The sequence below is a fragment of the Erwinia sp. AnSW2-5 genome (genome assembly GCF_045107195.1).
Taxonomy (GTDB): Bacteria; Pseudomonadota; Gammaproteobacteria; order Enterobacterales; family Enterobacteriaceae; genus Erwinia.
In genome coordinates, this window is sequence record NZ_JBJGXA010000001.1 from 35624 (window position 1) to 61507 (window position 25884).

The following is a 25884-nucleotide window of genomic DNA, read 5'->3' on the forward strand; positions in this document are numbered from 1 at the left end:
GCATGAGTCAGTTACAGGAACGCACTCTGCAGTATTACCGTCAGCAGCAGTATCAGCCGGGCTGGTTTGATCTGCTGAGTGTGATGATTAACGGCATGCTGAATAACGCCGGTGAGCGCGAAAGTCAGGCCTTTTTACGTCAGATGGGCGATAACCTTGCCAGCCGTTACCCGCTGGGCGCGATCGCTACCGTGGCGGATCTGGAAGCGCAGATCAATCAGGTGCTGGCACGCTTCAACTGGGGCTTTGTTGATTTGCAGCCTGCTGATACGGCGATTGTCATCGATCATCTGGCGCTGCCGCCGGGTGATGGTGTGATGCCGGATCGTCAGTGGCGTCTGGCGCTGGGGGCGGTGCTGCTGGGTCTGTATGCCCGCTGGCTGCGCGGTCAGGGAGGCGGTGATAACGTATCGCTGACCTGCGAAGAAACCGGTGAAAGTTCACTGCGCTTTCGTTACCAGGCGTGAGGAATACCATGATGGCAATGCTCAGGGCAGGCATGATTCTGCTCGCACTGGTGCTGGGTGTGTCCCAGGCCAGCGCTGCAGACGGCTGGAGCAGTTTTAAAACGCGCTTTATGACTTCTGATGGACGTATTCAGGATACTGGCAATAAAAATGTCAGCCACACTGAAGGTCAGGGTTATGGCATGCTGATGGCGGTGTATTACAACGACCGCAGCAGCTTTGACAACCTGTGGCGCTGGACGCAGAAGAACCTCAGCAACCCGAACAACGGGCTGTTCTACTGGAAATACACCCCCGGTGCCAGCGACCCGGTCAGCGATCGTAACAACGCCTCTGATGGCGATGTGTTGATCGCCTGGGCACTGCTGAAGGCGGGCAATAAGTGGAACGTACCGGCGTATTTGCAGGCGTCCGATCGTCTGCAAAAAACGATTATTGACCGCAATGTGATCACCTTTGCCGGGCGTACGATTATGCTGCCTGGCGCGCAGGGCTTTAACAAGACCAGCTATGTGATCCTCAACCCGTCCTACTTTGTCTTCCCGGCGTGGCGTGACTTTGCTGCCCGCAGCCATTTGCAGGTGTGGAACGCCTTGATTAACGATGGTACGCAGCTGCTGTCTGCGATGCGTTTTGGCGACAGCGCGCTGCCGCTGGACTGGGTGGCGATGAACGCTGATGGCTCAATGGCACCGGCCACCGCCTGGCCTCCGCGCTTCAGTTATGATGCCATCCGTGTTCCGCTGTATCTGCACTGGTATGATCCTGCATCGCTGCAACTGGTGCCTTTCCAGAGCTTCTGGATGAACTTCCAGCGCTTGCAGACGCCCGCCTGGATTGACGTGCTGAGCAATAATAAAGCGCCTTACAACATGGCGGGGGGCTTACTGGCGGTCCGTGATTTGACGCTGGATGATACGGGTTATCTGAATGATTCGTTGAGTGCCAGTGAGGATTACTACTCCGCCAGTCTGCATCTGCTGACATGGCTGGCGTATAAAGACCGTTAAAAATCACCCATCAAAATCCGTAGGAGGCGACCCTTTTTTCCGGTCGCCTCGTGCTGATGATTGGCACCCAACAGGCTGACCGGAACAGAGGGTCAGCCTCTACAGCAGTGCGTGCTGACCTTCATCCCGCTCCGACCGGAAAAGAAGGTCAGACCCGACAACGGCCAGGCTAAATCATCGCTTCGGGGTTGACCCTACTGCGGATACGGCACCCAATCCCCGCCGTTCAGCCGTATCCAGGGTTTTCCCTGATACATCATCACTACCGCATTATCATTCTCGGAAATCACCGGCGTTTGCGGCAGGTTCGCGGTTAATGTTCCCATACTCACATTCGCGGTATTAAACACCTGGCCATCCACCACGCGGGAAATCAGCTCAGACAGCGCCAGCAGGCTGGTCGGTGTACTGACATTCAGCGGCGGCTGATGGGGCGCCTTCATCCCGACAAACTTAATGCCGACAGGAACGTGCGTAATCGACGGGCTGGGAATATCGCGCAGGCCGGACATCTGCATCCGGTCACCTTCCAGTGCGGCACCATGTTCCGGGACGACCAGCACCATCACCCGACGACCGGATTTATCCAGCCTGGTCAGGAAGGCATCCAGCTGATCAAACAGCAGCTTCGCCCTGGGCTGCCACGGTGCGGTTTTACTGCTGCCCAGTTCTCGCGTGCCATCGTGCAGCGGGATCAGGTTATAGAAGGTGGCGCTGCGTGCATCACTGCTTTTCTGGCGGTCGTCCAGCCAGCGCTGCATCAGCTGGGCATCGTTAAACACCGGTTCACCGTCAAATGAGGTCAGTTCAGGTTTAAGCCCGGCCTGCGACATCAGCGGCGCACGCAAATTGCCATCATCACGCAGTTCCTGCAAATAGCCGCCAAACACGCCCGGGTGGTCCAGCATCAGCTGCTGCTTAAAGCCGAGTTTCGCCAGGTTATCAAACAGGTAGCAACGCTCATCAACGGGTTGATACAGATCGCTGTGCGAGCTCTGACCACAGCTGGCCCGCAGCAGGCGGATCCCCGCCGGTCCGCTGTAGCCCGTGGCAGCATTGTAGTTATCCAGCACCACATCGAAATGCTGCCACAGCGGATGATCGCGCAGTTTGGCAAACGCAATATCAGACCAGGCGAGCGAGCAGATATTGATCACCAGGATGTCAAAGGGCGCTGAGTCAGTCGGTAATGTGTCCGGGAAGGGCGTCATACGCTGCTTTTCACTGGCGTAAAAGGCATTCAGATGTGCTGTCAGGTTGGCGCTGGTGGGAGGACGAGTCTCTTCCATGCCCTGCGGTGCACTCTTCTGAGTATCCGGTGCCGGGTGCGCCGCCACGGGAGGCGTGGCTTCTTCTGCTGGCAGCAGGGTGAATGAGGGACCGGCAAGATTCACCACGTTGATCCACACCAGCAGCAGCGAGACCACCACGGTCACGCGCAGCCATTGCGCAATAAACAGGTACAGTATCAACAGCACGAAAGCGCCGCCCACCATCTGCCAGTTAATGAAGCGGGTGGCTAAATCCAGCAGGTAGTCGGCAGAGAACCCGGCCAGCTGGCCGCCCTGACTGAGCAGCGTTTGCAGACCCGGCAGCCAGGTGTCGTGCCAGAACAGAGCAAGGCCAATGGGAATCGAGATCCAGTGACGCAGGCGGTGCAGCTTCGGTGACGGAAGAGGCATCAGCAGCCAGGCCAAAAACACCAGATTGTTCAGCGCATGGAAATTCAGATAACCAAACCACAGCAGAGCAAACTTCATCAGAAAATAGAAGTTCCAGCCACCCAGGCCACGCCAGTAGCGCCATAAATTCGGTGAGGAGGGCGAGTCCGTGGTGCGATTGCCCGTCACTTTTTACTATCCGAACCAGAGGGTTTGCGGCGCCACGTCCCTTCATACTTGAGGGCGCGTGGCGGTAAAATGCGGTGCAATATCCCGTGCCATTGTTTGGGTAGCCAGCGGCTGTAAAAAGGTTTTAACAGCAACAGGATCAGCAGAATCAAAATGACTATCTGTACCACATCCATCAGTACCATCACGGCTCCTCCCGGTCAGAGTGGCTAGTGAGAGTGACGTCCTCTGGCACCAGACGAACCCGGTTGGCTATCGGATCCGGGACAGGCTCACTCTCTTTTTCCTCGGGCGCATCACGCCAGGCGGTGGGCATCAGCTCTGTGATTTGCCGCACTTCCGAGAGGATCTGAACATCTTCAAACCACACCAGGCGATTAGTGAAAATCTCGTCGTGCGGCAGGCTGAAGATATACTTCAGTGCTGTGTCCAGGTCGGTGTAGCGGCAGGATGAGAGGAACAGATACAGCCTGTCACCAATGCGCGTCACCAGGTCACCGTAGCGACGGGGTTTGCACTGCGTTAACGCCTGATCGGGGCTAAGCTGTGGCACCGGACGCAATGCAACCAGCAGGCCTTTGCCATTTTCCGGCAGCATGGTGTTGTTGATTAGCCGCGTCACGGAGCGGCAGAAATGTTCCTGCGTCAAATAGCCTTTCTCTTGTAGCGGCTGCATGGATTTCAGCAGAATGCCAAGGTCGGCAGGAACATGGCGGTTATACCGTTGGCCTTTTAACCCTTCCAGCGTGGTCAGAAAACGCGACATGGTGGCATTAAACGGCACAATGGCATTTACACCGCAGGCCAGCAGCAGGCGTTCATCGCTGTAGCGCAGTGCCGTTTCCATCTCACGCACCACGATTTTAAGACCACTCCCCCGTGTGCGGCGCAGGCTATGGATATCCCCGGCCAGCGCAGCAATCTGGTCATTGTGATGAAGATTAAATATCACCGTGGCGGCGCTGGCCTGCAGTGCGCGGCTGGTGAGTTGGCTGTTGTCATCAAACAGGGTCCATGCGCTGGACAGCGGCGGTGCGCCTTCCAGCACACTTTTTTCGGCCAGATACAGATGTTCATCATTTAACGTGAGCGGGATATTTTGCTCTGCGTCGTTAATCTGTATGAAAGATTCATGAAGTAAACTGAGACGGAGTTCACGATCCGCCAACATACCGCTTTTATTACACCACCAGTTAACCCGGTAATTCCAGCTGTCATGCTGCCATTCAAGATGTGACAACCCCTCTAAATGACGGTAACGCGTTTGCAAATCATTACGCAGGTTATTAATTCCAGAACCGCAGGTGATTATCAACATGGTTGATCTTCTGGAGGCTAACCATTTTTGCATCGCCTTCAGCCAGCTATTTAATTCGGTTGAAGATAACTTCTCCCAGGTGCTGAAGGCGGTATAAAATATCAAAAATCGCGGTTTGTTCACTAACGTACGTGACAAGTCTTCGGTCAGGGAAAGCAGCGCCTCAGCGGTTTCAGGCAGGGAAAATAACGGAATTTTATCCGGCCCGTTCTGGGGGGCTGGTGTCAGGAGTGCCTGAGGTTTCTCGGTGGTACTTATCAGGGTTAATGCGCGTTGAGCGGCTATCACCTGGCGCACCAGCAGGCGTGCATCTTCCTGCCGATTGACTGTGACCCAGTAGCATCCTGGCGCTTGCAGCAACACTAATTCATTTTGAACCTGTCCGAGCCCTAAGGTAAATGAAATCGTCATAAGATTCTTCGCACCAGGGATAATCCAGCATAAGGGAGCCTGGGAGATTTTTTCAAACCAATTGTTATACTGCTAAATATACATTACTAATTACTACGTTCCAGTGAATCATTTATAGAGTCGCTATCTTTGTATAATGAACAGGGGGATTCCTGCATAATGACCGGAAATGATGAGTAAAAATCAGCGCCCTGCTTTACAGCCCGATCGTGAACAACCCGATGACATCAGTGCATTGCGTGACGCTTTTTCACTGACGGCATTTCGTTATATCGATATTGCTCGTCAGGAAAGGCTGGCTGGCATTCATGCCCGCTGGCCATTACTGGCAGAATTGGATGCATTACATAAAAAGGAGCAGTAATGCCGATTGTTGCCCTGTCGGGATTGCGTGGCGGTGTGGGGACCACGTCTATTACAGCAGCGCTCGCCTGGGCACTTAACCGCCTGGGGGAAAGCACTGTTGCCGTAGATTTTTCCCCGCATAATCAACTGTGCTCGCATTTTAATGCTTCCCTGACTCACGCGCGCGGATGGGCGCACAGTGCATTGCATCAGCGGCCCTGGCAGCAGAGCGCCATGCGTTATACCGAACAACTCGACTTTATTCCTTTCGGGCAGCTGCCGCGTGCAGAGGCGCTGGATTACCTGCGCCAGCCCGAAACGTTACTCACTCCCTGGGCGCAACAGTTCGCCAGCCTGCGTGCCGGATATCACTGGGTGCTGCTGGATATCCCGGCGGATATGCCGCAGATCAGTCAGCTGCTGCTGCCGCATGTCGATCACCATTTGATGGTGCTGACCCCCGATGCTAACTGCCATCTGCGCCTGCATCAGGCCATGTTTCCTGCCAATACACGCTTTCTGATCAACCAGTTTTCCCCGATAAGTCAGGCCCAGCAGGATCTGCACCAGCTGTGGCTCAGCTCCCTGACCGCCATGATCCCGCTGCTGATCCACCGTGATGAAGCGCTGGCCGAATCGCTGCTGAGCAAGCAGCCGCTGGGTGAGTATCGCCCGCTCAGCCTGGCCGCTGAAGAGGCCGCTACGCTGGCGGCCTGGTGCCTGGTGAATCTGAAGGGGAGAGGCGAATGAACCCGCTGCGCTGGCTGCTGAATCCCCCGGTATGGCAGGCTCTGCACCAGCGCTATCGCGGTTATCGCCGCCAGCATACCCCGGCGCTGACGGCCGCATTGCAGTGTTTGCTGGTGATACTCGGCTGGACGCTACTGCGTTTTGAATCCCCGGCGTGGCAGCCGGTTCGCGCCCGCCGTCGCCAGCTTTATCCGCAGATCTCCCCGGAGCGCCCGCGCCCGGCCGATATTGTGCGTTATCTGGTGCAGAGCCTGTGGCTGCTGCTGATTTTGCCGCTTGATGCCTCGCGGCGCAGTGAACGTCAGCGGCTCAATGCTTTCCGGTCGCTGACGCTCTGGCGTAAACGCTTTTACCGCTGGCTGCATCGTTTGCCGCAGCGCGTGCAACGTAGCGGGCTGGAGCGTCGCGGGGAGCAGTGGTTAGACCGTCTGCCTCCGCTGCTGCGTAAAGCGGTATTCACCGTCACGGTGCTGGTCGCCACGGCGCTGGCGCTGCTGTGCATCTCGCAGCCGTTCGATATCTGGACACAGTTTATCTTTGTGCTGGTGTTGTGGTGCGTGGCGATGGTGGTGCGGCGTATTCCGGGGCGTCTGCCGATTATGATGATGATTGTCCTGTCGCTGACCATCTCCTGCCGCTATCTGTGGTGGCGTTATACCGCCACGCTTAACTGGGACGACCCGGTGAGTCTGGTTTTTGGCCTGTTATTGATCGCCGCTGAAACCTACTCCTGGGTGGTTCTGCTGCTGGGCTATTTCCAGAGTTTGTGGCCGCTAAAACGTAAGCCGGTGTCAATGCCGGAGGATCTCCGCGTCTGGCCGACGGTTGACCTACTGGTGCCGACGTACAATGAACCTTTAAGCGTGGTGAAACCGACGATTTATGCGGCGCTGGGCCTCGACTGGCCGCAGGATAAGCTGACGATCTACCTGCTGGATGATGGTGATCGCCCGGAATTTCAGGCGTTCGCCGCCAGCGTGGGCATTCAGTACCTGGCGCGTGAAACTCATGAGCACGCCAAAGCGGGCAATATCAACCATGCGCTCAGCACCGTTTGCCGCAGCGAATTCATCGCGATTTTTGACTGCGACCACGTGCCGACGCGCTCATTCCTGCAAATGACGATGGGCTGGTTTGTCAAAGACCTCCGGCTTGCCATGCTGCAAACGCCGCATCACTTCTTCTCACCGGATCCGTTTGAGCGCAACCTCGGGCGTTTTCGCCGTACCCCGAATGAAGGCACGCTGTTCTACGGGCTGGTACAGGATGGCAACGACGTCTGGGATGCCACCTTCTTTTGTGGTTCCTGTGCCGTATTGCGGCGCAGCGCGCTGGATGAGATTGGCGGTATTGCGGTTGAAACGGTAACCGAAGATGCTCACACCTCACTGCGCTTGCACCGCAAAGGCTGGACCTCCGCGTATATCCGTATTCCGCAGGCGGCCGGGCTGGCAACCGAAAGCCTGGCGGGGCATATCAGCCAGCGTATCCGCTGGGCGCGCGGTATGGTGCAGATTTTCCGTCTGGACAATCCGCTGTTGGGTAAAGGACTGAAGCTGGTGCAGCGCCTGTGTTATGCCAACGCCATGCTGCACTTCCTCGCGGGCATTCCGCGCCTGATCTTCCTGTTGGCGCCGCTGGCTTTTCTGCTGTGTCATGCCTACATCATCTTTGCTCCGGCGCTGGCGATTGCCATCTATGTGTTGCCGCATATGCTGCATACCAGCCTGACCAACTCACGCATTCAGGGGCGCTGGCGTCACTCGTTCTGGAGCGAAGTCTATGAAACGGTGCTGGCCTGGTATATCGCGCGGCCAACCACTGTGGCGCTGTTTAATCCGCATAAAGGGAAGTTTAACGTCACGGCTAAGGGCGGACTGGTGGAGGAAGAACACCTCGACTGGGTGATTACCCGGCCCTATATGTGCCTGGTGCTGATTAACATTGCGGGCGTGATAGCCGCGGTGTGGCGGCTGCATTATGGGCCGGCAAACGAGATCCTGACGGTGCTGGTCAGCCTGGTGTGGGTGTTCTACAACCTGATGATCCTCGGCGGTGCGGTGGCGGTGTCGGTTGAAGCCCGCCAGATCCGCGAAGCGCACCGGGTTGAAATGGCGATGCCTGCGGCGATTGTCCGTGCCGACGGGCATCTACTGCCCTGTACGCTGCGCGATTATTCGGATGGTGGTGTGGGCGTCGCACTGCGTGAAGCCGATGCGCTGCGAACCGACGAGCAGGTGTTTTTATTGCTGAAACGTGGGCAACAGGAGTTCAGTTTTCCCTGCGTCGTCCAGCGTACCTTCGGTCTGCGCGCGGGGATACGCCTGCATGAGCTGACCACGCAGCAGCACGTGGAGTTTATTCAATGCACGTTTGCCCGTGCCGACACTTGGGCGCTGTGGCAGGACAGTTTCCCGGAAGATAAACCGGTACACAGTCTGGTCGATATCGTGATTTTGGGCTTTAAAGGCTATCTGCGCCTGGCAGAATACGGGCCGCCGCGCCTGCGCCAGTTGTTTGTGGGGTTAACCGCGTTACTGGCGTGGATAACGTCATTTTTCCCTCATGGTGTGGGCCGCGTGCGCGACCCCGTGACACAACAGTGATGATAAGACGATGACGATAAAATTAAGCTGGTTTACCGCGCTGTTGATCGGTGTGCTGCCCCTTTGCCAGGCGGCCGATACGCCTGCACCCGTGGCGCAGTTGGCTTCATCCCTGATCCCGGCGGCGCCCGTGCGTGAGTCGGCGCTGGGTTTTGACAAAATTGCACCGCCGCCAGGTGCCTTTATGCTGCGTGGCACCCGGCCGCAGGGGCAGATTGAATTCGGCGTGCGCAGCGATGAAGTGGCGACAAAAGCGCTGCTCACCCTCAGTTTTCGTCCGTCGCCTGCGCTGATCCCCACGCTGTCGCATCTGAAAATCTATCTGAATGATGAAATGGTCGGGCTGGTGACGCTGACTGCGGAACAGCTTGGTAACGCGAGCCAGGTGCAGGTGGCGATTGACCCGCGCTTTATCAGTGATTTTAACCGCATCCGTTTTGAACTGGTGGGACATTACACTAACATCTGCGAAAACCCGGCTTACAGCGCCATCTGGCTGGATATCGGCAAAGAGAGTCGGCTGGATCTGACGCTGCAAAAGTTGCCGCTGACCGACGATCTGTCGCACTTCCCGGAACCGTTCTTTGACGCACGCGACAGCCGCCCGATGACGCTGCCGATGGTCTTTTCCGGCACACCGGGTCTGACAGAGCAGCGTGCCGCAGGCATTCTGGCCTCCTGGTTTGGCACCAAAGTCGAGTGGCGCGGGCAGTCCTTCCCGGTGCTGTATAACCAGCTGCCTGCGCAGGAACATGCGGTGGTGTTTGCCACCAACGACAGACGCCCGGATTTTCTGAAAGACAGACCCCCCGTGACGAAGCCAACGGTGGAAATTGTCAGCCAGCCGGGCAATCCGTATCAGAAAATGCTGCTGATCCTCGGCCGCGACGATCATGATTTGGTCACGGCGGTGCAGGGGGTTGCCCAGGGTGAACTGCTGCTGCGCGGGCCATCATCGATTGTGGATGCACTGAAACCGCTGGCCGACCGTCAGCCTTACGATGCCCCTAACTGGGTCCGTACCGACCGTGCCACCACGTTTGCCGAATTGCAGCAGTATCAGGGGCAGTTGCAGTCTGACGGTCTGCAACCCTCGCCGCTCAACTTTACGCTCAATCTGCCGCCGGACCTGTTCCTGATCCGCGCACGCGGTATCGACATGAATTTGCAGTATCGCTACACCTCGCCGGTGCTGGATGACGGTTCGCGGCTGGCGGTGCATCTGAACAACCAGTTTGTGCAGGACTATCCGTTAACGCGCAAAAACGACCGCAGCAAACAGCTGCTGCGTATTCCGCTGGTCCAGGGGGTGCGGGATGGCAGCACCAGCCTGACGATTCCGGCACTGCGGCTGGATGTGGTCAATCAACTGCGATTTGACTTTGATTACGCACCGACTTTTATCGGGGGTACCGCCGATGGTCGCTGCGAAACGGTGGCTCCGGTGACCAATCATGTGTTGATTGACGGCAGCTCTACCGTCGACTTCTCCGGCTATCGGCACTTTATTGAAATGCCGTCGTTGCGCGCCTTTGCCACCGCCGGATTCCCGTTCAGCCGCCAGGCGGATCTGGCGGAAACCCTGGTGCTGGTCAGCCCGCAGCCGCAGCCGGAGCAGGTCACCGCCATGCTGGATGCGCTGGCCAGCATCAGCGCGCAAAGCGGATATCCGGCGCTGAAGGTGCGCCTGACGGATAACTGGGCGCAGGCGAAAGACCAGGATGCGGATCTGTTGATGATTGGCAGCCTGCCCGCAGATTTAAAAGAGGGCGGTGAAGTCAATCTGCTGGTGGATGCGGCGAAAAGCTGGGTGAAAAAACCGCTGCGCCAGCCGGTGCTCAATGATGTTGACGGCCCGGCGGCCGATCGTCAGTCGGAAAGCCAGACCACCATCGTTTCTGCCGGGCCGATGGCGGCGGTGGTGGGCTTCCAGTCTCCGTTCTTTGAACAGCGCAGCGTGGTGGCACTGCTGGCCGACAGCCCGCGTGCCTGGCAGCTGCTGACCAACGCGATGAACGACAGCGGCAAGCGGTCGGCGATGTTTGGCTCGGTGTCGATTATTCGTGAGTCTGGCGTGAACAGCCTGCGCGTGGGTGAGACGTATTACGTCGGGCATTTGCCGTGGTGGGAGCGTCTGTGGAATGCCCTGGCAACGCATCCGCTGTGGTTGGCCGCGCTGGCGGGCGTGGTGGTGATCCTGTTTGCCGTGCTGGTCTGGCGCCTGATGCGTGCTGTCAGCCGCCGCCGCCTTGATGAAGATGAGGATGACGAGTGAGGTTGCGGCCTGGGCTGTTACTGCCCGTTCTGCTGTTGCCGTTCAGCCCCGGCAGCCTGGCACAGGATGTTGCCCCGGTGCCGTGGCTGCTCCAGCAGGTGCGTACCGGCGAAGCGACCAACAAGTATGATCTGGTCACGCAGTCGCTTTACCGGCTGGATAAGATCGCCCCGGATAACCCGGATGTGCTGGCGGCTAAGCTGCGTCTGGCGTTGCGTCAGGGGGATCAGGCCAGGGCCGCGCAGCTGATGGCCGATCTTAAACAGCGTGCGCCGAACTCTGCGGCGGCACGCCAGGCGGCGGCGAGTATGCTGCTGACCACGCCTGAGGGGCGACAGCAGTTCCAGCAGGCGCGATTGCTGGCCGCATCGGGGCGGCTGGAGGAGGCACGTGCCGCCTGGGATCGCCTGTTCCACGGTGACTTCCCTTCCGGGGATAGTGCGCTGGAGTACTGGCAGCTAGTGGCACGCCTGCCCGGCCAGCAGGATCGGGCGCTGGCAGAGATGCAGGCGCTGAACATCCAGGCACCGGGCAACGCCGGGCTGCAACAATCGATGACTCAGGTTAAGCAGAATGTTGACCGCTCTGCGGCGGATATCCGTGCTACCGCGCTGGGCGTGCGGGGGCAGGCGCTGGTGCAGGCCGGTCACCGTGCGGCGGCTACGGCGTATTTCCGCCAGGCGATTGATGCGGCACCTGACGGCATCGACGTGAGTAAGTGGCAGAGCCTGCTGCGTTCGAATCAATACTGGCTGCTGATTGAGCAGGGCGATAAGGCGCTGGCGAAAGGGGATATCAACACGGCGGAGCAGCTGTACCTGCGTGCCCGGCCGCTTGACCCACGCGATGGCTATGCACGCATTGGCCTCGGTGATGTGGCGCTGGCACGTAAGGATAATGCAAAAGCCGAGCCGCTTTACCGTGACGCACTGCGCGTTGACCCCGCTAATACCACGGCGCTGCGCCGCCTGGCTGCGCTCTATCAACAACAGTCTCCCCAGCATGCGCTGGATTTCCTCAATACTCTGCCGGTTGCACAGCAGCGGGCGATGGGCGATACGCTGGCCCGCCTGCGTAGCAGTGCGTTCAGCGATGAGGCCGATCGGCTGGCACAGCAGAGGAAGTGGCCGCAGGCGGTTGAGAAATATCGCCTGGCGCAACAGGGCGCACCGGACGATGTCTGGCTCAATTATCACTATGCGGGAGCATTGTGGGAGATCGGCCAAACGGCCACCGCCGATGCGCGAATGGTGGCAATGGCCCGACGCCAGCCGCAGGACCCGGCGCAGGTGTACGCTTACGGTCTGTGGCTGTCCGGGCGTGGCCGTGATGCGGCGGCAGTGAAACAGCTGCATACGCTGCCAAAGGCGCAGTGGACGGCCGATATTCAGGCGTTGTTTGACCGGCTGGAAAGCCAGCGCCTGCTCGACAATATTGATGCGCAGATGGCACAGAACCAGCCTGCTGCTGCGCGGCAGTTGTTGCAAACGCTGCCGCCTGCGGTCAGCGCTGCCAGCCTCAGTAACGGGCATCGGGTCGCTAACGCCTGGCTCAGCGTGGGGGAAACCGATCGCGCCGTTGCGTTATATGCCGGGCTGAAGCCGCAGGCAGAAAAAGAGAGGCCTTCCGAACTGAGTGCGCGGGTGCTGCGCGACGCTGCACGGCTGGAAGCCGCTCAGGGCAAGCCTGATGTGGCGCTGAAGGATTATCGCCAGGCGATGGTGGCCAGCGGCATCACCCCGCAGCCGCCTGACGATGACGACACCTTTACCCGGCTGACGCGCGCTGACGCAAACGACGACTGGCTGAAGCGCGGTATCCGCAGCGACAGTGCCGATCTCTATCGCCAGCAGGATACGATCTTCACCCTGGAAGAAGATTATTCGCGCAATAAAGGCACCGGCGGGATCTCTGATTTCACCGCGCACACCACCATGTTGCAGGCCGAAACCCCGTTGAACGACGGGCGTAGCTGGCTGCGGCTGGATAACGTCGATGTCTCGGCGGGGACGTTCTCACGCAACAGCAGCGGCAATATCAGTGAAAACTTTGGCACCTGTGCCAACGATGATGCGCGTTGTACTCGCGATATTAAACAGCATCAGAATGGCACCAGCATCGGCGTGGGTTACCGCAGCGAGCGCGGTTCCGCAGATATTGGCACCACGCCGCTCGGTTTTGAGGTCACCCACTGGGTCGGCGGGCTGACCTGGAATACCGATATTGACGAGGTGGGCGTGTCGCTGACGGCATCCCGGCGGCCGATTGCCAGCTCGCTGTTGGCTTTTGCCGGTGCGCGCGACCCGAATCTGGCCAGCGGCAAGACCTGGGGCGGCGTGGTCGCCACGGGCGGTGCGGTTGGCCTGAGCTACGATCGCGGCGAGGCGCACGGCGTCTGGGCTGATATCAGCGCTCATCAGCTCACCGGGGAAAATGTGGCGAATAACGCACGCGAACGCCTGATGGGCGGCTACTACTACAAGCTGATCAACGAGAACAACCGCCGTGCCACCGTGGGCCTGAACGGGATGCTGTGGCACTACGACCGCGATCTCAGTGATTACTCCCTCGGCCAGGGCGGCTACTACAGCCCGCAGCGTTATGCCTCGCTGTCGGTGCCGGTGACGTATCGCCAGCGTAGCGAAAACTGGTCATTTGACCTCAGTGGTTCGGTATCGGTTTCCCATTCGAAAACCGATGCCCAGTCGCGCTATCCGCTGAGTTTTGGCGCGCTGACCCGTGATAATCCGCCAGGCAGTAACGGCGGCGGCAGCGGGTTTGGCTACACGTTGCAGGCGCTGGTGGAACGGCGACTATCATCACAGTGGACGCTGGGCCTGGGCGTGGATATTCAGCAGGCGAAGGATTACACCCCGAGCCACGGTTTGATGTATCTGCGTTACTCGATGGCGGGCTGGGAGGGCGATCTGGACATGCCGCCGCAGCCTTTGACGCCGTATGCGGATTTTAAATAATCTGATAAACCCCGGCGTTGGACGCCAGGACCAGGAAAACGCTTAAACGAACGATTGCGGAGTGTGATTGCTTAAAAAGGGGCTGCCATAGGATATACTCAGGGCTGTTTTTTTGCCCTATATGCACTGAATCAAAGATTTCGTGCTTCGGAGAGCAGGCTTGCGCGTCAGTCGTTCATTAACGATTAAGCAAATGGCGACGATTTCCAGCGTCGCAGTCGTGACCATTTGTATTTTTATCGTCATACAGCTTTTTCATTTTGTGCAGCAGCGCAGAATCGACTACGCCCAGCAGATGGAGAACGTGGCACATACCGTTCGCCAGCCGTTGTCACAAGCGGTCCTCAAAGCCGATATTCCTCAGGCTGAATATATTCTTAACTCGCTGCGCCCGGCCGGTATTCTGGCGCGCGCAGAAGTGGTGTTGCCCAATGGATTACAGGCGCTGCATACGAACTTTGAACCCGAGAAGCCGGTGCCACGCTTTATCATGGAGTTGTTTGAGCTGCCGGTGCAGATCACTGTCCCGCTCTATTCTGTCGAACCGGCCAACCCTAAGCCGCTGGCGATACTGGTGTTGCAGGCTGATTCCTGGCGCGTGTATCAGTTTATCCTCAGTGCGGTCTCGACGATGGTCACCGCCTATCTGCTGCTGGCGTTGATCCTCTCTGTCTCTATCAGCTGGTGTGTTAACCGCCTGATGGTGCGCCCGCTGCGCAATATTGCCTACGAGCTGCGGGACCTGAGCCTGCAACAGGCGATCGGTCATCAGCTGTCGTTGCCGCGTCATCATCGTGATGATGAAATCGGCATGTTGATCCGCCACTACAACCGCAACCAGAAGATGCTGGCATCGTCCTTTGAAGAGATGAGCCACATGAGCCACCATTCTTCCCTGACCAGCCAGCCGAATAAAACGCTGTACCAGGCGCGGCAGGATCGGCATCTGCACCATGATATTTTGCAGGGGCTGGAGCAGCAGAAGTTTGCACTGTGGTTGCAGCCGCAAATCGATATGAACAGCGGCAAGCTGGTGGGCGCGGAGGCGCTGCTGCGTCAGCGTCAGCCCGATGGTAGTTGGTACCTGCCGGAAGATCTGATTACCAGCGCGGAGGAGATAGGCGTGATTACCGCGCTCGGCCGCTGGGTGTTTGAATCGTCCTGCCGCCTGATTGCCGACTGGCAGCAGCAGGGGATTGAGTTGACGCTGAGTGTAAACCTCTCGGCTATTCAACTGCGTGAAGCCACCATGGTCAGTCATTTACAGGAGCTGATTCAGCGTTATGACATCCGTCCCGGTCGTCTGATGCTGGAAATCACGGAAACCGCCCAGATCGGTGAGCCAGAGCAGGCGCTGCATCTGTTGCAGGAATTAAAGAACATCGGCGTTTCCATCGCGCTGGACGACTTCGGTATGGGCTATGCCAATCTGAGCTGGCTGAACCAGTTTAAAGCGCTGCCGATCAGCAAACTGAAAATGGACCGCAGTTTTGTCGCCGCGCTGCCGCATGATGACAGTATGGTGCGCATCGTTTCCTTCATCGCTGAGCTTATGCAGCTGGACGTGGTGGCCGAGGGCGTGGAAACCGAAGAGCAGCGTGACTGGCTGCTGGCGCGTGGGATTGTTATTGGTCAGGGTTATCTCTATTCAGAAGCGCTGCCGTTGCAGGAATTTGAGCAGCGTTATCTGTCTCATGCCTGAGACGCGGGTCTACCCCGTGATTTCTTTAGTTATACAACTTTCTGCTGACGTGATTCAGCTCTTATAAATGCCGATTGGGTGGCTCCACGCCGGACCACCCCGTACCAATCCTGTTAACCGGATGTTACTTTCGCGCTGTCGTTTGACGAAAAAACAACAATTAACGCGGTTAACGGACACATCTATGAAAACTTCCCTGTTCAAAAGTCTTTATTTCCAGGTGCTGACAGCCATTGCCGTCGGTGTTCTGCTCGGGCATTTCTACCCGGAGCTGGGCGCGCAGATGAAGCCGCTGGGTGATGCATTCGTTAAGCTGATCAAAATGATTATTGCCCCGGTGATCTTCTGTACCGTGGTAACCGGTATTGCCGGGATGGAGAGCATGAAAGCGGTCGGGCGCACCGGTGCCGTAGCGCTGCTCTATTTTGAAGTGGTCAGTACCATTGCGCTGATTATCGGCCTGGTGGTGGTGAACGTGTTGCAGCCTGGCGTGGGCATGAACGTTGACCCGGCCACGCTGGATGCGAAAGCGGTGGCGATGTACGCCCAGCAGGCTGAGCAGCAGGGCATTGTGGCCTTCCTGCTGGATGTGATCCCGGGCAGTGTGATCGGTGCTTTTGCCAGCGGTAATATTCTCCAGGTGCTGCTGTTCGCCATCCTGTTTGGTTTTGCCCTGCACCGTATGGGCGATAAAGGCACGCTGGTGTTCAACTTTATCGACAGCTTCTCTAAAGTCATTTTCGGCATCATCAATATGATTATGCGCCTGGCGCCAATCGGGGCATTCGGTGCAATGGCCTTCACCATCGGCAAATATGGCGTGGGTTCACTGGTGCAGCTTGGCCAGTTAATTATCTGCTTCTATATTACCTGCGTGCTGTTTGTGGTGATCGTACTGGGGCTGATTGCCCGCGTGGTCGGTTTCAACATCTTCAAATTTATCGCCTACATCAAAGAAGAGCTGCTGATTGTTCTGGGCACATCCTCTTCTGAGTCGGCGCTGCCGCGTATGCTGGATAAGATGGAGAAGCTGGGCTGTAAGAAATCCGTCGTTGGCCTGGTCATACCCACCGGCTACTCCTTTAACCTCGACGGCACCTCGATATACCTGACGATGGCGGCGGTGTTTATCGCCCAGGCGACCAATAGCCATATGGATATCTGGCACCAGATTACCCTTCTGGTGGTGCTGCTGCTCTCTTCAAAAGGCGCAGCGGGCGTGACGGGCAGTGGCTTTATCGTGCTGGCGGCCACGCTGTCGGCGGTCGGCCATCTGCCGGTTGCTGGCCTGGCACTGATCCTCGGCATCGATCGCTTTATGTCCGAGGCCCGCGCCCTGACCAACCTGATTGGTAATGGCGTGGCCACCGTGGTGGTAGCAAAATGGGTGGGTCAGCTGGACGAGAAGCAGTTAAATGAGACGTTGAATGCGGGTAAAAAGCAGCAAAAAGCCGCCTGAAACGTCGCCATAAGGGCTTAATTCATAAAAAAATCGCCTCAAATGCCCGTCGTGACTTGCCCTCACGGCGGGCATTTGCATAATAGCCCCCATGATATCCGTCATACTTCAAGCTGCTTCTGCGTTGGCGTCTTTCAGTCACCCGAATCACTTACCAGAGTCAACTCATCGGGACTCTTTCCCTTGCCGCCTTGACGCCGCTCGAATTATTTAGGGTATACTTTTTATTTTTCATTCCGCTGTGTGACATCCTCGTCGATGCGTGGTCTAAGAGCTGTTCCTTTTAAAAACAGTGTCTTTCCGAAGCCATCTGTCTCCGTGACAGAATCAGGCCGTAGACCGCCAGTGATAATTATTTGGTTTGTGATTGAGTAGGGGTTCACATGCAGGGCACCAGAATTCGTCTATTGATTGGTGGAATATTACTGGCAGTGGCCAGTAGCACTGTACAGGCTGAAACACTCCAACCCGATCCTGCCTGGCAGCAGGGAAAACTGGAGAATGGTTTTAGCTGGCAGTTGCTCACCACCCCGCAGCGTCCAAGTGACCGCGTTGAAATTCGTCTGTTGGTTAACACGGGATCGCTGGTAGAAAGCGCCCAACAGGCTGGCTACAGTCATCTGTTACCTCGTCTTGCGCTGGTCCATAATGCCGCGCTCGATCCGGCACAGCAGCGCTCACTGTGGCAGCAAAGCATCGATCCGCAGCACCCGCAACCGCCTGCTATTACCTCGTACGATTACACGATTTACAACCTGAGCCTGCCGAATAACCGCCCGGAAATAGTGAAAGAAGCCCTGACCTGGCTGGCGGCAACCGCAGGTAAAATGACGATCAACGATCAGATGGTGAACACCGCCATCAATGCGCATGACCCGATTGCCACCTGGCCGGGTAATCCGCAGGATGTCTGGTGGCGTTATCGCCTGAAAGGCTCTTCGATGCTGGCGCATGACCCGGCCACCGCAGTAAAAACGCCGGTGGATATGGCGCAGCTTTATGCGTTCTATAAACAGTGGTACACGCCCGATGCCATGACGCTGTTTGTCGTGGGTAACGTAGACAGCCGCAGTCTGGCCGAGCAGATCAATAAAGTGTTCTCCCCGCTGGAAGGCAAGCGCGATCAGCCTTCCGCGATGCCAACGCTTTCGCCGCTGCCACAGCAGCCGGTAAATCTGATGAACAACGGCATTAGCCAGGATCGTCTGTCGCTGGTGTGGGATACGCCGTGGCAGCCCATCCGCGAATCGCAAAATCTGCTGCGCTACTGGCAGAGCGATCTGGCGCGTGAAGCGCTGTTCTGGCATGTGCAGAAAGTCCTGAGTGATAACAAAACCCAGGGAATGCAGGTCGGCTTCGATTGCCGGGTGCTGTATCAGCGCGCCCAGTGCGCCATCAATATGGACGCAGATAACGCGGCGCTGAACAACAACCTGGAACTGATCGCCAAAGAGATGGTTAACGTGCGTGATAAGGGGCTGACTCAGCAGGAGTTCGATGCGTTGATGACGCAGAAGAACAGCGAGCTGACCAAGCTGTTTGCCACCTACGCCCGCACGGATACTGACGTTCTGATGAGCCAGCGGCTGCGCTCTCAGCAGAACGCGGTGGTGGATATCGCGCCGGAGCAGTATCAGAAACTGCGCCAGACTTTCCTGTCAGGGTTAACCCTCGATCAGCTCAACCAGGAGCTACGTCAGCAGTTAACTCAGGATATGACGATGGTGTTGATGCAGCCGCAGGGCGAACCTGAAACCAAGGTGAAGATGCTGCTCGAAAACTGGCAGAAAATTATGACGCCGGTCACCCCGGTCACCGCGCCAACGGACGCGGCACCAACGGATGGCAGCGCGCCCGCGCAGTAAGGTGTGTGACAGACATTGTCATCAGGCCAGGGCGGACCTTTTTTGGTCCGCCCGTTATTTCACCATTTCCGCGCGCGCAGCCATTCGTTGACCAGCATCGGCCAGCTGGCCAGCGGCAGGTCGGCAACGTTACGGATACCAAAGCCGTGGCCGCCTTTCTCATAGAAGTGCAGCTCGCACGGCACCTGATGCTCACGCAGGGCGCTGAACATCACCATGCTGTTATTCACCGGGACCGACTCATCATCAACGGCGTGGATCAGCAGCGTCTGCGGTGTGTTCTCGCTGACGCGGTTCTCCATAGAGTAAGCGTCAATTTCTTTCTGGTTTGGGTTTTCACCCAGCAGCTGCAGACGTGACCCGCTATGGGCCAGACCGTCACGCATACTGATCACCGGATAGACCAGCACCAGCGCATCGGGGCGCGGAGAACGCGCGTCGGCGGCATCCTGCACCGGATAGAGTTTTTCAGCAAAACGCGTCCCCAGACTGGCGGCGACGTGGCCCCCGGCGGAAAAGCCCATCATGACAATTTTCTCGCCATTGCGACCGCGCAATGCACGTTCACGCAACACTCTGACGGCGCGCTGGGCATCGGCCAGCGGTGCATCGGCCCCTTCATGGTGGCCGTCGGCGGGCAGACGATAAGTCATCACCGCCAGCGTGTAGCCCATCGAGGTAAAGAACATCGCCAGTGCGCTGCCCTCTTTATCGATCATAATGCGCTGGTAACCCCCACCTGGGGCGACCAGCAGCGTGATGCCGTTCGACTGTTCCGGGTACCACACTGCCAGCTCCGGGCAGCGAACACCGCTGGCAGCACGGTCGAAAGGTTCATACGGTTTGGCCAAATCAATAATCTGCGGCTGCGCCCGTGAATCGCTGGCGCCAGGCGCATCGCCGTTCGGCCAGAGGTTGAAAATTTCTGCGTTCATAGGCGCCTCAATATTATTGCTGCAACAATAATTAGAAATTATATACCCGTCATACTTCAAGTTGCTTGGGTGTTGGCTGCGCTCACTTGCCGCCTACAAGCACCTCGAATTATTTTGAGTATAGAAGTCGTATAAAAAACGACGGTGATATTTATCACGGCATTTTGAACAGAAACTGTGCCGCTTTATTTTCCCGTCGTCTACTATTTCACGTCATCCTGAATCACTTTCGGAATATGCCCAATTCTTTCTTTTTTCAGGCTGGATGCGCCGTCGTTACTGACTTTGTCGTTTTTTTACATTAGATGTTTTTAAATACCTTCCTAAACACAAACTATTTATGTTCATGCTGTTTTTACTCATTAATAATTGTGCTTTGTTCAGGAATGTCCCCCCTGTAATAATTTGACTTAATATTATTGATTAATCCGAACGGCATATTTTACTCTCCGAGTCTATGCTGTCTGACGGAATCTGAACGGAGTGTGAAGATGAAACGCAGTGTGCGTCATATCCTGATTTTATGCCTGGGCATGCTCGTCAGTTTGCCGCTGTTTGCGCAGGAGTATGCGTTTCTCAGCCAGGATGAACTGATGCTGAATAAAACGCGCTTGCAGCAACAACAGGCACCCGCGCTGACAGTGAAAGCCTGGCAGCAGCTACAACGCGAAGCCAATAAGGCGCTGGATACGCCGCTGCTGAGTGTGACAGAGAAAGGGCTGACGCCTCCCAGCGGTTCAAAACACGATTACCTCAGCCTCAGCGCCTACTGGTGGCCGGATGATGCGGTTCCAGGTGGCCTGCCGTGGGTGCGCCGTGACGGTAAAATCAACCCTTCAACCAAGAATAATGACAGCGATGGCGTGCGGCTGGCGACATTTACCGCCCGGGTTCAAACCCTGACGCTGGCCTGGTATTTCTCCGGCGATGAACGTTACGCCCATCAGGCGATCGCTTTGATCCGTCACTGGTTTATTGATCCTAACACGCGGATGAACCCTAACCTGGACTGGGCGCAGAGCGTACCGGGCAAGAAAGAAGGGCGGCGATCCGGGGTGCTCGACGGGCGTTACTTTGCCACGCGGATTGTGGATTCCTTGCTGATGTTGCGCGCAGCACCTGGCTGGCGCCCGCAGGATGAGCAGCAGATGCAGCAGTGGATGAGTGATTATCTGCACTGGCTACAGACCAGCAAGCAAGGTAAGGGCGAAGCGCAGGCGGAGAATAATCACGGGAGCTGGTATAACGTGCAGGTGGCGGGTATCGCCTGGTATCTGCAACGGCCTGAGGTGATCCCGCCCATGCTGGAGCAGGCAAAAAAACGGATGAATCATCAGTTTGCTGCCGATGGCAGCCAGCCGAAAGAGCTGGCGCGCACCCGCTCTTTCCACTACAGCTGGTTTAATTTGCAGGCACTGACCGCGCTGGCCACGGTGGCGCAGCACAGCAATGCCGGGGATCTGTGGCATTACCGCACCCCGCAACAGGCCAGCCTGCTGACGGCGCTGGATTTTATGGCGCCCTACAGCAGCAGCGGTAAAACCTGGCCGTACCGCAGCCTTGAGCACATCGGCGTGCGCCTGATCCCGCTGTTGTCGCAGGCCGATAACCTGCGCAATAGCGATCGCTATCAGGCGGCGATCCGTCAGGCCGACTGGGATCTGCCCGGCGGCGGAGAAGGGCGTGGGGCAACCATCTCCGCGCTGCGTGATACCTGGCTGCTGGCGGTGCCGCGCGCTAGTGGGACTCCGGCATCAGCTCACGGGGAATAATCGCCCCGCGATGCTGGATCACCGTACTGGCGGTGAGGTGGCCGCGCTGCGCGGCTTCCCTCGCGCTACCGCCGGTCAGACGCACGGCAAGGTAGCCTGCGCTGAAGGAGTCCCCTGCGGCTGTGGTATCGACTATTGCTGATGGTGGCAGACGCACGGCGGGGATCTCCAGCAGCGGCTCGTTGCCATTTGCCACCAGGCAGGCATCGGCCCCACGTTTAATCACAATTTCACTGACGCCCGCCTGCTGCGTACGCGCAATCACATCGGCCACGCTGGCTTCGCCCCACAGCAGGGTTTCATCGTCCAGCGTCAGGAAGGCGATATCGGTGCAGGCGAGTATCGCCTGATAAGCACTCTGCGCCTCTTGCGGGGTCTGCCACAGGCGTGGTCGGTAATTATTATCGAAAATAATCTTGCCGCCGTTTTTGCGGCAGGCGGCCAGCAGGGCGTAGAGGGTTTCCCGGCTCTGCGGGCTTAAGATCGCCAGGCTGATGCCACTCAGATAGAGATAATCGTAGTGGGCCAGCTGCTGACAGATCGCTTCTGCACGCTCGCCTTCCAGCCAGTAACGCGCTGCGGCATCGTTGCGCCAGTAGTAAAACGTACGTTCACCCTGCGTGTCGGTTTCAATCACATACAGGCCTGGCAGTTTGTTCTCCATACGCTGGATCAGGTCAGTGTGCAGCGACTCGCTTTGCCAGGCGGCGATCATCTCACGGCTGAAGCTGTCATTACCCAGTGCGGTAACATAATCCACTCGCAGCGCCTGTTCGGGGACCTGGCGGGCGACATACACTGCGGTATTCAGCGTGTCACCACCAAATCCCCGGCTCATATCACGACCCAGCTGGGAGAGTTCAATCATACATTCGCCGATCACGGCCAGTTTCTGTTGCGTCATGGTCATTCGCTCAATGAAAAGTCTGCATTCAGTCTCGCCTCGCACGGGGTAACAGTCAATGATTTAAAACGATGTTTTAATTTTATTGTGATATGGGTTTAATCTCGCTCAGCTGCTGATAAAACGCCCTTAATAGCGCCTGTTTTGGCGATTGAAAGGGCAAAAAGTGGGTAACCTTAGCAAGGTTAACGTGGCTGCATTGCGGATAAAGTTCTCAGGGACGATGCCGATAATTGCAACACGGGATGCCATACGAAGGCGGTCTCACAGATAAAGGATCACAATAATGGTGCTGAATAGTCTCAGTCACCGGTTACCGAACGCAATCGTCGAACAAGAGCAGCTTAAAGAACCTGTTTACTGGCAGCAGTGTCAGCGTTCCTATAACTACCAGCCGATTTACCGCGTAGACGGTAGCCTGATGGCAATTGAGTTGCTCACAGCGGTGTTTCACCCATCCGCGCCGGGGCAGAGAGTTTCGCCGGAGCTTTATTTTGCAACGCTTGAGATCCCTCAACGCCTGCACATTGTGGCCGAGCAGCTGACGCTGCTGGCTAAATGGGAAAGAAAATTTGCCCGTACCAATATCGTTGCCTCCGTCAATATCGACGGACCAACGCTGTTGAAAATCCAGCATAACAGCACCGTTCGGCAGTTAATTGCACGCTGCCCGTGGGTGCGTTTTGAACTGGTTGAACATCACGTGTTACCACAGGAAGTGATCGTCGCACAGATGCCTGAGCTTGGGCCGCTGTGGCTGGATGACTTCGGCTCCGGTATGGCGAACTTCTCCGCCCTGACCGAACTGAAGTACGACTACATCAAGCTGGCACGCGAGCTGTTTATCCTGCTGCGTGAAAGCGAAGAGGGCCGAAACCTGTTTGGTATGCTGCTGGCCTTGATCAATCGCTACTGCAAAGGGGTGATTGTTGAAGGGGTAGAAACGCCCGAAGAGTGGGAGCAGGTACGTAACTCTCCTGCTTATGCTGCCCAGGGGTATTTCTTTGCCCGTCCCATGCCGTTTGAACATCTGGAGGCATTGCCGCTGAACCTCGTCTGATCCCATGTGCTGCCGTCTCGACTATCTTTAACCAGAGACGGATAGCCATCAAGGAGACGACGAATGTCGCGTACGGGGAACGTCATTAGCTGGATTACCGGGATTTTTGTGCTGGTGGTGGTGGTCATCGTCATTGTGATCGCCACCTTCGACTGGAATCGCCTGAAACCCACCATCAACCAGAAAGTGTCTGCCGAGATTAACCGCCCGTTTGCCATTCGTGGCGATCTGGGGGTGGCGTGGGAACGCAACCGCAGCGAACCTGGCTGGCGCCGTTGGGTGCCCTGGCCGCACGTACATGCCCAGGACATTATGCTGGGTAACCCGCCTGAAATTCCTGATGTCACCCTGCTGCATCTGGCGCGTATCGACGCCACTTTCTCACCACTGGCGCTGCTGGGTAAGCAGGTGTATCTGCCGTGGATCAAACTGCAACAGCCGACAGCAAAGCTGGTGCAAACGGCCGACCGCAAAAATAACTGGACGTTTAACCTCGCGGGCAGCGATCCGAAACAGGACAATCAGCCGCCTTCCGCATGGTCTTTCCGCCTGGATAATATCGTTTTTGACCAGGGCAACATCGCTTATCGTGATGCGATCACTAAGGCCGATGTGCAGATCACCGTCGATCCGCTGGGTAAACCAGTGCCTTATGCCCAGCTGGCCGGAGGCAACGGCCCGCAAAAAGGGGCGGCAGATTTTGTCTTCGGCTGGCGAGTGAGCGGGGCGTACAACAACGAAAAACTGAGTGGTGACGGAAAAATGGGCGGCATGTTGTCGTTGCGCAGCCAGAATTTGCCTTTCCCGATTCAGGCTGATGTGCGCAGTGGCACCACGCGCGTGCGGGTGGCGGGCACCGTGCAGGACCCGATGAACCTCGGCGGGGTGGATATTCGCCTGCGTTTCTCCGGCGATACGCTGGCTAACCTCTACGGGCTGACGGGCGTTTTGCTGCCGGATACGCCGCCGTATGAAACGGATGGCCATCTGACGGCGCGCTTCCAGCAGGCTGGCGGGGCAGTATTCCGCTATCAGGGCTTTAACGGCCATATCGGCGACAGCGATATTCACGGTTCTCTGACCTACAGCCAGAGCAAACCCCGGCCTAAACTGGAAGGGACGCTGGAGTCGCGCCAGCTGCGAATGGCCGATCTCGGGCCGCTGATCGGCGTCAATTCCGGTAAAGGCAGTGAGAAGACTGAAAAGGCCAGGGCACAACGCGGAGAGGCCGCAACGCAGCCTGCCGATCGCGTGCTGCCGCATGATACGTTCGACACCAAAAGCTGGGACGTGATGGATGCGGATGTCACCTTCAAAGGTCGACGCATAGAGCACAGCAGCTCACTGCCAATCAGCGACCTTTCTACGCATCTGATCCTGAAAAACGGCGATCTGCGCCTCGACCCGCTGCGCTTTAGCATGGCCGGGGGCAGCCTGAATGCCAGCGTCCGGCTGGAAGGCGACAAATCACCCATGCAGGGGCGCGTGGATCTCCATGCCCGTAATTTAAAGCTGCGTCAGCTGTTCCCGGGTGTAGAGGCGATGCAGAGTGCGCTCGGCCAGATGAACGGTGATGCGACGCTGAACGGACGCGGTAATTCCGTGGCCGATTTGCTGGCCACCAGTAACGGCGACCTGAAGCTGTTGATGAACAATGGCCTGATCAGCCGCAGCCTGATGGAAATTGTCGGCCTGAACGTGGGTAACTACCTGGTGGGTAAGCTGTTTGGTGATGATGAAGTGAAAATCAACTGTGCCGCCGCCAATTTTCAGGTTAACAACGGTCTGGCCTCATCAACGCTGTTTGTCTTCGATACCGAGAACGCGATAATCAATATTACCGGTACCACCAATTTTGCTAACGAACGTCTGGATCTGTCGATTAACCCGGACAGCAAAGGCATCAGGATTATCACGCTGCGCTCGCCGCTGTATGTGCGTGGCACCTTTAAACATCCGGATGCCGGTGTGAAGCCAGGACCCTTGATTGCCCGTGGTGCGGCGGCGGTGGCATTGGGGGCTGTAATGGCCCCGGCCGCAGCGCTGCTGGCGCTGATCTCCCCGAGTGATAACGACGATAATCAGTGCAGCCGTGTGTTGCAGCAGATGAAAAGCGGGAAATAGCGGGAGGTGGGGCGAGAATTGATGTGGGCGAGGCCCCGACTGTCAATCGATACGGG

The 25884-nt window shown here is 57.2% G+C and carries 18 protein-coding genes; 13 read left to right on the forward strand and 5 right to left on the reverse strand.

Translation table 11 applies throughout. The features are described from left to right. Positions 1–2: 2 nt before the first annotated feature. Together bcsD and ACFL9S_RS00150 are read left to right on the forward strand one after the other, a co-directional pair. Positions 3–467: a cellulose biosynthesis protein BcsD gene (gene bcsD, locus ACFL9S_RS00145; RefSeq protein ID WP_405259584.1), complete on the forward strand. Its 465-nt coding sequence runs from the start codon at positions 3–5 to the stop codon at positions 465–467. Positions 468–478: 11 nt separating this feature from the next. Beyond that, positions 479–1477 (forward strand): glycosyl hydrolase family 8, encoded by a 999-nt coding sequence (locus ACFL9S_RS00150; protein WP_405259932.1) that lies wholly within the window; start codon positions 479–481, stop codon positions 1475–1477. A 194-nt stretch (positions 1478–1671) separates the two neighbouring features. On the opposite strand, the gene bcsG is transcribed toward ACFL9S_RS00150, so the two are convergent. The 3 genes from bcsG to bcsE form a co-directional block, all read right to left on the reverse strand. Next, complete coding sequence (bcsG, locus tag ACFL9S_RS00155; protein WP_405259933.1) at positions 1672–3237, reverse strand: cellulose biosynthesis protein BcsG; 1566 nt, start codon at positions 3235–3237, stop codon at positions 1672–1674. Between the two features lie 86 nt (positions 3238–3323). Further along, positions 3324–3512: a cellulose biosynthesis protein BcsF gene (bcsF, locus tag ACFL9S_RS00160; protein WP_405259585.1), complete on the reverse strand. Its 189-nt coding sequence runs from the start codon at positions 3510–3512 to the stop codon at positions 3324–3326. Then, positions 3512–5056 (reverse strand): cellulose biosynthesis protein BcsE, encoded by a 1545-nt coding sequence (gene bcsE, locus ACFL9S_RS00165; protein WP_405259586.1) that lies wholly within the window; start codon positions 5054–5056, stop codon positions 3512–3514. The genes bcsF and bcsE overlap by 1 nt, the downstream gene beginning before the upstream one ends. A gap of 172 nt (positions 5057–5228) precedes the next feature. Here bcsE and bcsR point away from each other — a divergent pair, with 172 nt between their 5' ends. The 8 genes from bcsR (at position 5229) to ACFL9S_RS00205 (ending at position 19033) form a co-directional block, all read left to right on the forward strand. Further along, positions 5229–5420 (forward strand): cellulose biosynthesis protein BcsR, encoded by a 192-nt coding sequence (bcsR, locus tag ACFL9S_RS00170; protein WP_405259934.1) that lies wholly within the window; start codon positions 5229–5231, stop codon positions 5418–5420. Next, on the forward strand, positions 5420–6151 hold the full coding sequence (gene bcsQ, locus ACFL9S_RS00175) for a cellulose biosynthesis protein BcsQ (RefSeq protein ID WP_405259587.1): 732 nt from the start codon (positions 5420–5422) through the stop codon (positions 6149–6151). Before bcsR ends, bcsQ begins: the two co-directional genes overlap by 1 nt. Beyond that, positions 6148–8757: a UDP-forming cellulose synthase catalytic subunit gene (gene bcsA / locus ACFL9S_RS00180; protein ID WP_405259588.1), complete on the forward strand. Its 2610-nt coding sequence runs from the start codon at positions 6148–6150 to the stop codon at positions 8755–8757. Before bcsQ ends, bcsA begins: the two co-directional genes overlap by 4 nt. 10 nt (positions 8758–8767) lie before the next feature. Beyond that, positions 8768–11032 carry a cellulose biosynthesis cyclic di-GMP-binding regulatory protein BcsB gene (gene bcsB / locus ACFL9S_RS00185; protein ID WP_405259589.1) on the forward strand — a complete coding sequence of 755 codons (2265 nt, stop codon included), beginning with the start codon at positions 8768–8770 and terminating at the stop codon, positions 11030–11032. Further along, a complete protein-coding gene (locus tag ACFL9S_RS00190; RefSeq protein WP_405259590.1) occupies positions 11029–14007 on the forward strand; it encodes a cellulose synthase subunit BcsC-related outer membrane protein in 2979 nt (992 codons plus the stop codon). Before bcsB ends, ACFL9S_RS00190 begins: the two co-directional genes overlap by 4 nt. A 160-nt stretch (positions 14008–14167) precedes the next feature. Further along, positions 14168–15709 (forward strand): EAL domain-containing protein, encoded by a 1542-nt coding sequence (locus ACFL9S_RS00195; protein WP_405259591.1) that lies wholly within the window; start codon positions 14168–14170, stop codon positions 15707–15709. Between the two features lie 184 nt (positions 15710–15893). Further along, positions 15894–17168, forward strand: coding sequence for a dicarboxylate/amino acid:cation symporter (locus tag ACFL9S_RS00200; protein ID WP_405259592.1), 1275 nt, complete (start codon positions 15894–15896; stop codon positions 17166–17168). Positions 17169–17551: 383 nt separating this feature from the next. Then, the gene (locus ACFL9S_RS00205) at positions 17552–19033 is read left to right on the forward strand and encodes a M16 family metallopeptidase (protein ID WP_405259593.1); all 1482 of its coding nucleotides are present in this window, start codon (positions 17552–17554) and stop codon (positions 19031–19033) included. Positions 19034–19092: 59 nt separating this feature from the next. On the opposite strand, the gene ACFL9S_RS00210 is transcribed toward ACFL9S_RS00205, so the two are convergent. After that, the gene (locus ACFL9S_RS00210; RefSeq protein ID WP_405259594.1) at positions 19093–19968 is read right to left on the reverse strand and encodes an alpha/beta hydrolase; all 876 of its coding nucleotides are present in this window, start codon (positions 19966–19968) and stop codon (positions 19093–19095) included. Positions 19969–20459: 491 nt separating this feature from the next. On the opposite strand from ACFL9S_RS00210, the gene ACFL9S_RS00215 reads away from it, so the two are divergent. Next, positions 20460–21740 (forward strand): alginate lyase family protein, encoded by a 1281-nt coding sequence (locus tag ACFL9S_RS00215; RefSeq protein ID WP_405259596.1) that lies wholly within the window; start codon positions 20460–20462, stop codon positions 21738–21740. On the opposite strand, the gene ACFL9S_RS00220 is transcribed toward ACFL9S_RS00215, so the two are convergent. Further along, entirely contained in the window at positions 21706–22644 is a 939-nt protein-coding gene (locus ACFL9S_RS00220) for a sugar kinase (protein ID WP_405259597.1), read from the reverse strand. The genes ACFL9S_RS00215 and ACFL9S_RS00220 overlap by 35 nt on opposite strands. A 286-nt stretch (positions 22645–22930) precedes the next feature. Here ACFL9S_RS00220 and pdeH point away from each other — a divergent pair, with 286 nt between their 5' ends. Together pdeH and ACFL9S_RS00230 are read left to right on the forward strand one after the other, a co-directional pair. Then, positions 22931–23704 carry a cyclic-guanylate-specific phosphodiesterase gene (gene pdeH, locus ACFL9S_RS00225; RefSeq protein WP_405259598.1) on the forward strand — a complete coding sequence of 258 codons (774 nt, stop codon included), beginning with the start codon at positions 22931–22933 and terminating at the stop codon, positions 23702–23704. A 63-nt stretch (positions 23705–23767) separates the two neighbouring features. Continuing rightward, a complete protein-coding gene (locus ACFL9S_RS00230; RefSeq protein WP_405259599.1) occupies positions 23768–25828 on the forward strand; it encodes an AsmA family protein in 2061 nt (686 codons plus the stop codon). Positions 25829–25884: the final 56 nt, after the last annotated feature.